The organism is Ignatzschineria cameli (genome assembly GCF_003121895.1).
GTDB lineage: Bacteria > Pseudomonadota > Gammaproteobacteria > Cardiobacteriales > Wohlfahrtiimonadaceae > Ignatzschineria > Ignatzschineria cameli.
In genome coordinates this window covers 79462-91153 of sequence record NZ_QEWW01000004.1, presented here as the reverse complement: position 1 = coordinate 91153, position 11692 = coordinate 79462, and the positions used below count along the sequence as shown (strand labels likewise).

Genomic DNA, 11692 nt, shown 5'->3' with positions numbered 1-11692 from the left:
TGCTTGATGAGTAATAAGAGAGCTCTTTATGCTTGGCCAGAGAGGCTTCCTATACCATTTATGGAATATTCTTATGCACCAAAAAATGTATTTTATAGAACCCAGATGGAAAGTGGTGAAGCAAGGCATCGACGGCGAAGCAAAAGAATAAAAACAGTAGTAAGTGTTAAGTGGAAAATACCGAGAGTTGATATGAAAGACTTTCGGTTTTTTGTTTTTGAGATCGTTGGAGCAGATGCGGGGTGGGGATATTTTCTCACTCCGCTTTTGTTTGATGATGAAGTAAAAAACATGAGAGCGCGGTTTATGAATCCAGATGAACCATTCACTGTAAGTAATGAAGAAAATAAGGTTTATGTGGTCTCTGCGCAACTGGAAGTAATGGAACTAAGCCTAATGAAAGAACATGACTTCTTTGAGAGAAATCCTGATGTTTTTGAGGTGGCTATTGATCCATTGCATGAATTAATTAATGAAGATATGCCATCAAAATTTGGAGAATAGTAGATGAGTAGAATTTTAAAAGCGACAAATCAGCTTGAAGATGATGTAAATAAAGCGAATATCTTTGTTCACGGTGATGAGGATGCAACATATACAGCAAAAGATGGAACTAAGGTCCGCTCTATTAGAAACTTGCAGAAAGAAGCTGATATTAATGTAAAGAAAGCTCAAGAGGAGGCAAGAAGGGCAGAGGCGGCGGCAGATAGAGCAGAAGTTGGGGCTATGCCTGCTTACATTAATCATTCTGAGCTCCCGAAGTCTGCTGTGAATGGGGCAATGGCTCAAGTGACAAACGATATCGATCCTAATAAAAATGGATATTATGTTTGGGATGGCGAGAAATGGATATATTCAGATATTCAACCTGCTCAAAATAAAGATGTAAAAGACCTCGAGTCTATTATCTCAAAAAATAAAACAAACAAGTTAGCTTTTGCTTTTGTTGATAATGAATCTACAAAGAATGTTATTGCATCACTATATGAAGATGGCGGTTTTTGTGTTCGGAAAATACTATTAAATGAAACGGTTGTTTCGTCAGGTGGGGACGGTATATCTGTTGCGGATTCTAATGGATTTATACCTCTTCATTTTGGTGCTTCCTATTCCAATTTATATGGATTAAAAATAGAGCCCGCTAATGCAGATCTTGTAATAAAAGATCAAAACGGGTTTGTCGTTTTTTATATCGGCAATCGAGGAATATTTGGAATAACAAATCATAATAATGAAATAGTAGAAAGAGAATCTCAAAAAAATCTACAAATTGGGCGACATAAAAAAAGCGATATAAATCATATTTTGACATATGGACAATCGTTAAGCAGAGGGCAGAGATCAATGCCAGCGATTAGTGTAAACCAAGAATTTAAAAACATTATGATTAAGAGTGGGGTGAAGTCTCGTTATAGAGACGTTGATTACGACGCATCAGAGTTTGTCCCTATGATTGAGCAAGATGTTGGGAATGAAGGGGAAACTCCGACGTCGGGTTGTTTAAATGGGTTGTCTCAAAGAATAGATGCGGGAGGTTATGGAAGTGATTGGGTTTTTCTCGGCTCATCTACAGGACAAGGCGGGCAAACCATTCAGAGTCTTTCTGAATTCGGTATTTCTAGAAGATTTTCTGACACAGTAAACTTAATTAAAGACTGCAAAGCAATTGCTGATAAAGAGGGGAGATCGTATTCAGTTTGGTCAATGATTTGGTATCAAGGTGAGAGTGATTACAGCGCCAACTCTAATGACAATGATAGCTACTCATACATTGAAAGATGGTTATCATCAATGTGGGAGCCTCTTAAAAAAAATATCGCAAAGATTACAGGACAAGAATTTTCTCCTTATCTTTTTACTTATCAAGTTGCGGCTCATCGTCGATATGACAGCGATGAAATGAGCATAGCAATCGCTCAATGGAGAGCGTCAAGAATGTATGATGATGTCATATTAGCTGCGCCAGCTTATATTTTTCAAACAGCATCGGATGATCTTCATCTCACAAATGAAGCATCATGGCTGATGGGCGAATATACCAGTAGAGCTATATTTCAAACAATGATAGCAAGATCCGGAAAATTCAGACCGCTTGAGCCTGTTTCTGTTGAAGTCCGAGATATGGAAGTAGTCATTGAATTTCATGTGCCGACAGGAAAGCTTGTGATTGATAACGCTCTTTGTGAAAGCTATGAGAATGCGGGTTTTATTTTTCGAGATAAAGATGATGTGGTTATGGATGATTTTATTGCATCAGTTGAGCTCGTTGGACGTAACGCTGTTTTAATAAAAACAAAAGATGTTATTCCACTTGACGCAAAAATCACATACGCAAGAGGAAAGCCGGGAGACAGGAAAGCGTCGGGCCCTATTTCTGGCGCAAGAGGAAATTTGCGAGACGAAGCAGGTCTTGTTGATACTGCTATATCTCCACTTGGTAACATTTTTTTATTACATAATGCATGTGTAATGTTTGAATATTCACTTAAATCGGGTTTTTAATTAAAAAGGAAATATATTATGGGTATTGTAATTACTTCAAATGTTGATGCGTCTAGCTACGCAACTAAAGCGTTTTCATCTGTCCAAGATGGGTTGCAATTAATGTGCTTTTTTGACACATCAATTCAAAAAGTTTCTAACAATTTTTCACTTGAAAGTGAAATAGAGCTGGTAAAAAATGGAGGTATAGTTGTCAATAAAGATGGAGCTGTATTTAATCCTGTTGATGCCTTTTTAGAAACAGAGTTGATGGAACCAGATGTTTTTTCTGTGTTCGTTGTCGGTAGATTAAACAATACAACAGGTGACTATGAGAACCTCTCTTTATTTTTAGGAAATGAAAACCAGAGTGCGGGCGGGATCTCTATGGGATACCAAACCATTAGCGATCCCACCGCTTTAAGTTTCGGAAGACGTTATCGCAATGATGTAAGGGAAACCCTATGGAATCTTGAGTACAAAGGGAAAGACGGGCATAAAGTAACTGACTGGGGGTTATATTGTGCTGTTTTTGGCGATGGTTACGCGACTTTAAAATGTGTCACAAGCGGCTTTGAAACTGAAAGATTTGTGGTGGACGGTTATAAAGTCGTCAAAAATAGCGAATCAATTAAAATAGGAGCTTCCGGAAGAGTTTTACAGAAAGGTAGCTCTAATATTTCTCAAGTCAGATTTTATGACAGAGCTTTAACTCAGCAAGAAATAGACGCTGTCGTTGATGAGATGAGAAAATATGAAGCTTCTCATAATGACCGTGAAGTATAAACAAAACCCCGATTAAGTTCGGGGTCTTTTTTTTTGTCTGAAATGTAATAAATTTATCTCTTTTTGTTAGATTGAGATACAATAGACCCCGCGAGCTGTTTTGTTTTTGCAGCAGAATTAGGGTTTTTTAGAGCACTTGAAGCTTTAGCTTCCATAGCTTTTCCTGTTTGCTTATTTGTGTTGCTTTGAGTAAGAGCCGAACCCGCGAGAGATTTTTGTATTTTAGATGCATTTGGGTTAGACAATGTTTTAGCAGCGTTAGATGCAATCTGCTTTGAAGTTTCTTTTTTATTTTTACTCATAAAACATTCCTTATTTAAAATATGCTTGTGTGAGCCCTTTGAGTATCATTAAACTATCAAAGCTTTAAATTGTCTATTATTTTAACAAATTAAATTTCGTGATACTTCGGAATACCATCTGATAGTAACTCTAATTATCAGCAAATTTTTTATCCAAATAAGCATTCACTCTATTTTCTGCTTGCGGCGGTGTCAAATAACGCGTATCAAACATGTAGTAGAAATTTCCCTCTCTACAGTCATATTTCGCAAGATCCATAAAATCATCTGGCTCTGCTGCTTCATCAGAGTATTCCGCTATTTTTCTTTTTAAATACCCAGAGTAATCCTGCAATAGAGAATAGAGCCGAATAGAAGTTCCCTCATGTATGATATGGTCATCACTCATAACCTCCGCAAAATATTTAATTAAATCTTGTAGTTCTGTGTCAGCTTCATAATCTTTGATTTGATCTTCATAATTTATAACTTGCATTATATCTCCTTATATCAATGAAATCCCCGCTTCTTTAAGCGCTCTTTCATTATTCTCTTTCATTTAGTTGTAATTATTTATCTAATTAGGTTGAGGATTCGCTATTAGTGAGAGTAATAATACCTGTTACCCCTGGTGTCTTTAGATCCTAAAATTAAAAATAAATCAAGGCAGAGGGTAGATTTTTAGAAGATCAGCAGTAGATCCTGACACTAGCATTCCTTTAGGAATCCCTAAGTTAATGAGCCTGTCATGAGTATTTTGTATTTCATTACCATAATTATAGTTTTCCCATTTTGCTTGAGGATATTCTTTTAAAATAAACTCAAAGTATGGTTTGTCAATATCATTAATTGAGTGCCCGATCACTATGATTTTTTTGATATTCCCATAGCTTTTTAATTGTGCTTGGTGCTGTTGGATAATATCGGAGACAGGCTTACGGAATACATTATAGATTGACTCAGCATCTTTTTGAGGTATATCAAACCAAGGCTCATCGTCATTGATTTGTTTGCTCCATATAGGGCGGCCATGCCCAAAAATAATTTTCCCCCAAGCTTTCCCGTGTATATGCAATATATCAGAATCAGGTATCCCATATACTTTTTGCAGAGTAGTCGTGTAATTAAAGTTTATAAATTTACAATTGACGGGCATTGTTATTGTTTTTTTTGCTGCGTTAACCTTAATTGAAGAAATCCATTTATTAAATGAGCTGGTTATATTCTGGATTAACTCTCTTGTATTGAACGAAATATCATCTTCATAACCATACATCATTTTGACATCGTCAGCCATTTCTTCAATAGAAGGCCTATATGAAGAATCATCGAGAAAGTAGTCATGATTAAATGAACCCAGAGATTCTTCAAAGGATTCCCATTCAATATCTTTATTCCCAAAATCGTCAAAATATTTTGTGTACGGTGATAACTCATCGCTATATTTATTATAAAAATTCTTATATTTTGTGGGCAAATTATGCCATATATCAAACCCATTCCCTGTAATAACTAAAACACTCATATCCATTGGCTCTTATAAATTATTAAATTAGCGAAATTCCCGCTTCTTTAAGCGCTTTTTCATTATTCTCTTTCGTGTCGCATTTGTCTATGAAGTCTGACCACCATTTTAAAACTGCTCTTCTTGGCTCTATATATTCAGCTTTGTTATATGTTGCTTTTATCGTATTAGCATCTTGATGAGATAAACACATCTCAATGACATCTGAATCAAACATTTTTTTATTACCTTTATGAGCCTCATTGAGTATTGTTGATGCTAGATGTCTAAAACCATGTACTGTTGATTTTATGCCATTTCTTTTCAGGGCCATTCTCATTGTTTCGCCATTTAGATGGCTTTTAAAATTAAAACTTGGGAATACATAATCTGTAGTTTTGAAATGCTCAACTTCTTTTAAGATGCTTATCATCTGGTCAGTAAGGGGGACAACATGCTCTCTTCTCATCTTCATACGCTCTGCAGGTATGGTCCATATTTTTTCATTGAAGTCGAACTCACCCCATTTTGCTTGAGCAACCTCGCTTACGCGACACATTGTTCTTAATGTAAACTCTAAGCATAAACGAGTGACAATACTGCTTCTATTTCCTTTGAAAATATCAACAAGTAGATAAAGCTCACGGGGAGGAAGATAAGCATGATTCTCTTTTACTTGTTTCTTGAATGCTTTGTTAGACACAGCTTGAGCTGAATTGCTCGTACAGAGTCCTCTTGCTATCGCGTAATCTAAAGTTTGGCTGATTACGGATTTCATTGTATAGAGAGAATCGATAATCCCTTTTTTCTCCATCTCTGATAGGGATTTCACAACATCTTTAGGTTCAACTTTCGAGATCGGGATATTGGCAAGAACAGGTAAACAATACTTATTCATTCCGTTTTTATAGCGGTTATATGTTTTTTCAGTAATCTCTGGCTTCCACTTCTCAATCCATTCGTGAAAAACATCTCTAAATGTAGGTTCATTACTTGTATTTATTGAGAGGCCTTTTGCTAAGTTTTCTCTAAATTCATCTCGGATATTTCTAGCATCACTTAATGAGTAGAACTCAAGAGGTCCAATTGTTTGAACTGTTCTTTTCTTATTTGCATTGACGTAGTTAAAGCACCAGACTTTAGCTCCGCTTGGACGAATAGAAATGAATAGACCATTGCCGTCATAAAGCCTGTATTCACGCGACTTTGGCTTAGCATCCCTGATCTCTTTGGTAGTAAGAGGTTTGATTATTTTAGCCATAATAGTAGTAAGATCCTATGTTTTATTAAATCTTACTACCAATGTTACTACCATTAGTTCTTATTTTCTATGATTACAGCTCATTAATGAAGATTAAGCGATGATCCTAAGCCAATGAAAAGCCCCGTAATATCTACATTTTCTATAGTATGATATTCGGGGCTATTAAACATTTGGCGCGCCTAAGAGGAATTGAACCTCTGACCTTTGGTTTCGGAAACCAACACTCTATCCAACTGAGCTATAGGCGCTTTTAAGTGAGCCATTATAACATTGAATAGAGAAGATGGGAATAATGTTTTTTCTACTCAATATTTTGAATCTGTTCACGAATCTGCTCGATTAAGACCTTCAGATCGACACCGATTTGTGTGAGAACAACATCTTGTGATTTAGAACCTAAGGTATTAGCTTCACGGTTGAGCTCTTGCGTTAAGAAGTCGAGTCGGCGTCCGACAGGTTCTTTGCGATTAAACACATCACGCATCTCTGCAATATGAGCTGTTAAACGGTCGATCTCTTCATCAATATCGAGTCGTTGAGTTATATAGACGAGCTCTTGCTCAAAACGCTGAGGGTCATGCTCAATCTCTAATTTTTCTAAGCGAGAGAGAAGACGTTCTTCAATCTTCTCAATAGCAATAGGACGCTGCTCTCGAGCTTTTTCAACTAGCACCTCCATCTGATTGAGGCGGTCGAGCATCATCTCTTTTAATCTTTCGCCTTCTCGTTCTCTATTGGCTAAAAAGGATTCAATAGCATTCTCAAAGAGCTCAAACAGTGCTGCTTTAATCGATTCTGCATCGAGCGTTGTCGGGCGCATAACGCCGGGAAGTTGGATTAACTCTAATGCGGTGAGTTTTCCTTCAGTTCCTAAAAGGCTATTTGCACTTTGATGGATCGCTAAGATCTCTTTAGCTGCTTGCTCATTAAAGGTGAGCTGTTGGCTCTCTGCCTCATCAAAATTGATGCGAATACCTACTTCTACCTTCCCGCGAGATACCGCTTTCTGTAATCGCTCTCTGAGCTCCGGCTCTAAAGCTCTTAAGAGCTCCGGCATCTTAAAGGTGGGATCTAAATAGCGGCTATTGACGCTACGGATTTCAAGATTTAATTGACCAATATCCGTGGTCGTCGTTTCGCGGGCAAATCCCGTCATGGAACGTAACATAATTATCCTTTATTTTTCTCTATCGTCGTTTACTATTATGATTATGCTGAATCGATGCAGTATCGTTCTTAAATTATCTCAATTAGTCGATCATCTCTGCAAAAATATATGCTTTGAGGAGATCGAAGGTGGCGATCATCGAATCGATATGGGTTCGCTCTAACGCATGAGAAGACTCAATTCCAGGTCCAATTAAGGCGTGACGAATATCATATCCGGCACGAATTGCCGCAGATGCATCGGAACCGTAGAAAGGGTAGATATCTACTTGATGGGGAATCTTACTCTCTTTTGCTAATGTGATTAATTGGTTGGTCAATTGATAGTGGTAAGGGCCAGATGAGTCTTTAGCACAGATCGAGACTGAATACTCATCGGTCGTTTGACCATCTCCAATTGCGCCCATATCAACAGCAAGATACTCCACGACCTCTGCCGGAATAGAGGCATTCCCGCCAAAGCCGATCTCTTCATTATTAGAGAAGTAGAAATAGAGGGTATAAGGCGGTTTTTCTGCTGCTGAGAGCCATTCAATAAGGGAGAGCAGAAGTGCGACACTTGCTTTGTCATCGAGATGGCGTGACTTAATAAATTGGCTTGAGGTGTACTGAAAACGAGGATCGAATGAGACAAAATCTCCCGGCGCAATCCCTAGCTCAAGCGTCTCCTCTTTAGAGCGACTCTTCTCATCGAGGCGCACCTCAATATGGTGATCATCACGGAGAAGCTCTCCCGCTTTTTGGTAGACATGTACCGATGTCTCATGCATCAAAATGGTACCGGTAAAGGTTTTCCCGGTCCGGGTATGAATTTTGCAATACTCCCCTTCAACAGCATTCCAGTTAAAGCCGCCGATCTTTGTTAATTTAAGACGGCCATCTCCCTTAATCTCTTTAACCATCGCTCCTAAAGTGTCAACATGAGCAGTTAGAAGTCGTGCTCGCTCCCGCTCTTTCCCTTCCACTTTGGCGATCAAAGCCCCTTTATTGGTGATCTTTATTGGGAGATCATATTGGCTTAATTCACTAAAAATCGCTGCTAGAGCATCTTCGGTATAACCCGATGGGGAGGGGATATTGACAATTTTTTCAAGTCGTTGAAGTAGGGATTCAAGGTTAAGAGACATAGGGCTCCTTCTTTTTCTATATTAAATAGAGGGTCAATAGAGAGTAAATAGAGAGAAATAGGGTTGAGGGGGAGGGTTAATCTTAGCTTCTTCGTTCTTGCCAGAGCGAAAGGAGTGCTTCGATTAGATCGCGACCGAGGAAGGTTCCCGTTTCTGCATCGATCTGACGAATGCCGGTAGGGCTTGTGACATTGATCTCTGTAAGATAATCGCCGATCACATCGAGTCCTACAAAGTAGAGTCCCCGTTTTACAAGCTCAGGCCCCAACTTTTCACAGATGAGACGATCATTCTCAGAGAGGGTTTGAACAACACCTGTTGCGCCGGCAGCAAGGTTTCCACGCGTCTCATTTGCCGCAGGAACTCGGGCAAGAAGGTAGGGTGCCGGAACGCCATTGATGAGGATAATCCGCTTATCTCCCTTCTTAATCTCTGGAATATAGCGCTGAACCATAATGGAGGTCTGATTATGCTCCGTCATAGTTTCAAGGATCACATTTAAGTTAGGATCATTTTCTGTCACACGGAAGATAGAGCTTCCCCCCATGCCATCGAGCGGCTTAACGATCGTGTCGTGATGTTGGGCGATAAAGGCTTTGATCTTATCACTCTGGCTTGAGACCAAAGTAGGAGGCGTTAACTCTGGGAACCAAGCGGTAAACATCTTCTCATTACAATCACGAAGTGAATCGGGACGGTTGCAGACAAAAGCTCCCTGTTTCTCCATCAGCTCTAAAAGATAGGTAGCGTGGATATAGTGCATATTAAAAGGAGGGTCTTTTCGCTGTAGCACAATATCATTCTCACCAAAGATGATATTTTCCGCCTCATCTAATTGATACCAATCTTCAAAGCTTGCAAGCTCACGCTCATTTTTCAACTTAAGTGTAATCTTTTTCGCTCTTGTTTGAACCGCTCCTTCGAGAAGATAGATCGATTCTTGACGACTATAGTAGATGGGAAGACCTAAGCTAGCAGCACCCATCATCATCCCAATTGTGGTATCTTTTTGGGCAGGAAGGGACTCAATAGGGTCCATAATAAAGATAATTCGAGCTTCTCTTGTCATAACATTCCTTTTGTGGGGTCAAATCCCATCTCATAGTATCGATAGCGCTATTTTACCACTTTCTAATCGATCGTGATCTCTTGTGATCGCTCTTATGATCTCTCTTGTGATCTATTAATCAAATGACTCATGGGTTTGGAGATATTCATCATTCTCTATTTCGATTGTTCTCTCCGCACTTTCGCTCCAATCGCCCATAATGCCTTGGAGGGTGGAGATAACGGAGAGCGCTGCGGTCTCTGTTCGTAAGATTCGAGGGCCGAGCGTAACGCTATGGGCTCCCACTTTCTGTAGTTGCTCAATCTCCTCTTCACTCAAGCCACCTTCAGGACCGATAATAAAAGTGATGGATGCGGGCATTGTCTCGCGCGTTTGCAGATCATGGCAGAGAAAATGGCCAAGACTCTGCTCTGCCGTTGGTGAGAGCGTGATCAGAAGCGTCTCCTCTTTAGCGTAATACTCTTCGAGCCATTCTTTAAGCTCTACTGGCGCATGCAGCGTTGGCGGTAGATTGAGTCCGCACTGTTCACAGGCAGAGGTAATAATATGGTGCCAGCGCTCTAAACGTTTTGGAAGTTGCTCTTTTTTGAGATGAAGAACGCTTCGCTCCGTGATAATCGGGGTGATCGCATTCATGCCGAGTTCACTTCCTTTCTGGAGAACAAAATCCATTTTTTCCCCTTTTACCAGAGATTGTAAAATATTGATTTTGAGGCGACTCTCTCGGTTGATTGGATTATATTTTTTGAGACGAATCGTTAAGTGGCGCTTTGCAATTTCAATAATAATACCATGATATTCTCCCCCTTCGCCATTGAAGAGGACGATAGAATCACCCTCACGGTGACGTAAGACGCGGACAATATAGTTATAATCCTCATCTTCTAAAATAATATCGGCACCAATAGCTAAAGGTTGATTGACGTAGCGACGCATGAAGACTCCTTTATCGCTTGAGTAGAGTTGGAAAGATTAGAAAGATTAGAAAGATTAGAAAGTGAAAGGCGCTTAATCAATTGACTAAACGCCTTTTAAAAGAGATTTTATCGTGCTCTTTTATTGGTTTCGTTGACGAGCTAACTCTGCGATCGAGAGTCCTGCATCATCCTCATCATCTTCATAGAGTGATTCGCGCTCATGGGCGGATTGAATATATTTCACCCCATGATTCTTAAGCTGCTGATTTCTAAATTGTAGATAGGCTTCTCGTTGAAAGACATAAGGATCGAGTGCTGCAGTCGTTGTCACCGACTCAACATCGAGAAGTTTACTCCGAAGGTCGATTCCTCCGGCAACTAAAACGCCTAAACTGACCCAATCATTAAAAGCATATGCATAAGGTGTCGCAAAGACATCCGCTACAACGCCAACGGTATCTCTTGAAGTTGAAGGACCGATTAAGGGAACAACAAAGTAGTTGCTATTAGCCCACCCCATCTTCGCAAAAGTTACCCCCATATCATTTTTCTGTTTAGGCGGTAGATTGAAGAGTTCTGTAACATCAATTAAGCCTAAAAGACCAAAGGTGGAGTTAAAGACAAAGCGATGGAGACTCTCAAGGGCGGCAACAGGCTCACCTTGGGTAAGATTAACAACGGTATAGCGTGTATCTGCTAGATTTTCGAGCGCGTTGCTGACGCCGGTCCGAACCGTTTTAGGAACAACCTTAACGTAGCCCTTAGCAACCGGTTTTGCGATTGCGTTATCAACTGCGGTATTGAACTCATAGGTCGCTCGGTTATAGCCCTCATAAGGATCGTAGGGGTTAGGCGGATTACCGGCACATGCCGCAACAATCCAAGCGCAAGAGAGCGTTAAGAAGCGTTTTAGATGTTTCATAAAAAAGTCTCAAATCAGAAAAGTAATTCTTGGTAATCTCTATTGAATCTTATTCAACGTTATTAGATCCTTATTGATCGATCGTTGCAAGAATGCAGTGGTGATAAGAATGAATATTTGTAAAAGAATTTTAAAAGAACTTTAAAAGAACTTTAAAAGAACTTTAAAAGAAAT

At 39.5% G+C, this 11692-nt stretch carries 12 protein-coding genes and 1 tRNA gene; 3 read left to right on the top strand and 10 right to left on the bottom strand.

Going from position 1 to position 11692, the window contains the following annotated elements; all coding sequences use genetic code 11:
- The first annotated feature begins 6 nt into the window (after positions 1-6).
- From DC077_RS07090 to DC077_RS07080, 3 genes are read left to right on the top strand one after another with little or no spacing between them, the layout of a single operon-like run.
- The gene (locus tag DC077_RS07090) at positions 7-504 is read left to right on the top strand and encodes a hypothetical protein (RefSeq protein WP_109201813.1); all 498 of its coding nucleotides are present in this window, start codon (positions 7-9) and stop codon (positions 502-504) included.
- Between the two features lie 3 nt (positions 505-507).
- Positions 508-2502, top strand: a complete 1995-nt coding sequence (locus tag DC077_RS07085; RefSeq protein ID WP_109201812.1) for a hypothetical protein — start codon at positions 508-510, stop codon at positions 2500-2502.
- An 18-nt stretch (positions 2503-2520) separates the two neighbouring features.
- Positions 2521-3267: a hypothetical protein gene (locus DC077_RS07080; protein ID WP_109201811.1), complete on the top strand. Its 747-nt coding sequence runs from the start codon at positions 2521-2523 to the stop codon at positions 3265-3267.
- A 53-nt stretch (positions 3268-3320) separates the two neighbouring features.
- Here DC077_RS07080 and DC077_RS07075 read toward each other — a convergent pair whose 3' ends face one another.
- The 10 genes from DC077_RS07075 to DC077_RS07030 all read right to left on the bottom strand — a co-directional run bounded on the left by DC077_RS07075 (position 3321) and on the right by DC077_RS07030 (position 11518).
- Positions 3321-3569, bottom strand: coding sequence for a hypothetical protein (locus DC077_RS07075; protein WP_109201810.1), 249 nt, complete (start codon positions 3567-3569; stop codon positions 3321-3323).
- A 130-nt stretch (positions 3570-3699) separates the two neighbouring features.
- Positions 3700-4044 carry a hypothetical protein gene (locus DC077_RS07070; protein WP_109201809.1) on the bottom strand — a complete coding sequence of 115 codons (345 nt, stop codon included), beginning with the start codon at positions 4042-4044 and terminating at the stop codon, positions 3700-3702.
- Positions 4045-4209: 165 nt separating this feature from the next.
- Complete coding sequence (locus tag DC077_RS07065; RefSeq protein WP_109201808.1) at positions 4210-5073, bottom strand: bacteriophage abortive infection AbiH family protein; 864 nt, start codon at positions 5071-5073, stop codon at positions 4210-4212.
- 22 nt (positions 5074-5095) lie between these two features.
- On the bottom strand, positions 5096-6313 hold the full coding sequence (locus DC077_RS07060) for a tyrosine-type recombinase/integrase (RefSeq protein WP_109201807.1): 1218 nt from the start codon (positions 6311-6313) through the stop codon (positions 5096-5098).
- 174 nt (positions 6314-6487) lie between these two features.
- Positions 6488-6564, bottom strand: a tRNA-Arg gene (locus DC077_RS07055).
- Positions 6565-6617: 53 nt separating this feature from the next.
- Positions 6618-7484: a YicC/YloC family endoribonuclease gene (locus DC077_RS07050; RefSeq protein ID WP_109201806.1), complete on the bottom strand. Its 867-nt coding sequence runs from the start codon at positions 7482-7484 to the stop codon at positions 6618-6620.
- An 82-nt stretch (positions 7485-7566) separates the two neighbouring features.
- Positions 7567-8610, bottom strand: a complete 1044-nt coding sequence (locus tag DC077_RS07045; protein WP_109201805.1) for a M42 family metallopeptidase — start codon at positions 8608-8610, stop codon at positions 7567-7569.
- An 82-nt stretch (positions 8611-8692) separates the two neighbouring features.
- Complete coding sequence (gene gshB, locus DC077_RS07040) at positions 8693-9679, bottom strand: glutathione synthase (RefSeq protein ID WP_109201804.1); 987 nt, start codon at positions 9677-9679, stop codon at positions 8693-8695.
- A 114-nt stretch (positions 9680-9793) separates the two neighbouring features.
- Positions 9794-10615 carry a 16S rRNA (uracil(1498)-N(3))-methyltransferase gene (locus tag DC077_RS07035; protein WP_109201803.1) on the bottom strand — a complete coding sequence of 274 codons (822 nt, stop codon included), beginning with the start codon at positions 10613-10615 and terminating at the stop codon, positions 9794-9796.
- A 120-nt stretch (positions 10616-10735) separates the two neighbouring features.
- On the bottom strand, positions 10736-11518 hold the full coding sequence (locus tag DC077_RS07030; protein WP_109201802.1) for an MlaA family lipoprotein: 783 nt from the start codon (positions 11516-11518) through the stop codon (positions 10736-10738).
- Between the last annotated feature and the right edge of the window lie 174 nt (positions 11519-11692).

Bases quoted from the DNA above. Each gene is read 5' to 3' on its own strand.
- DC077_RS07090 (WP_109201813.1), top strand. From the start codon at position 7: ATGAGTAATAAGAGAGCTCTTTATGCTTGGCCAGAGAGGCTTCCTATA.
- DC077_RS07085 (WP_109201812.1), top strand. From the start codon at position 508: ATGAGTAGAATTTTAAAAGCGACAAATCAGCTTGAAGATGATGTAAAT.
- DC077_RS07080 (WP_109201811.1), top strand. From the start codon at position 2,521: ATGGGTATTGTAATTACTTCAAATGTTGATGCGTCTAGCTACGCAACT.
- DC077_RS07075 (WP_109201810.1), bottom strand. From the start codon at position 3,569: ATGAGTAAAAATAAAAAAGAAACTTCAAAGCAGATTGCATCTAACGCT.
- DC077_RS07070 (WP_109201809.1), bottom strand. From the start codon at position 4,044: ATGCAAGTTATAAATTATGAAGATCAAATCAAAGATTATGAAGCTGAC.
- DC077_RS07065 (WP_109201808.1), bottom strand. From the start codon at position 5,073: ATGAGTGTTTTAGTTATTACAGGGAATGGGTTTGATATATGGCATAAT.
- DC077_RS07060 (WP_109201807.1), bottom strand. From the start codon at position 6,313: ATGGCTAAAATAATCAAACCTCTTACTACCAAAGAGATCAGGGATGCT.
- DC077_RS07050 (WP_109201806.1), bottom strand. From the start codon at position 7,484: ATGTTACGTTCCATGACGGGATTTGCCCGCGAAACGACGACCACGGAT.
- DC077_RS07045 (WP_109201805.1), bottom strand. From the start codon at position 8,610: ATGTCTCTTAACCTTGAATCCCTACTTCAACGACTTGAAAAAATTGTC.
- gshB (WP_109201804.1), bottom strand. From the start codon at position 9,679: ATGACAAGAGAAGCTCGAATTATCTTTATTATGGACCCTATTGAGTCC.
- DC077_RS07035 (WP_109201803.1), bottom strand. From the start codon at position 10,615: ATGCGTCGCTACGTCAATCAACCTTTAGCTATTGGTGCCGATATTATT.
- DC077_RS07030 (WP_109201802.1), bottom strand. From the start codon at position 11,518: ATGAAACATCTAAAACGCTTCTTAACGCTCTCTTGCGCTTGGATTGTT.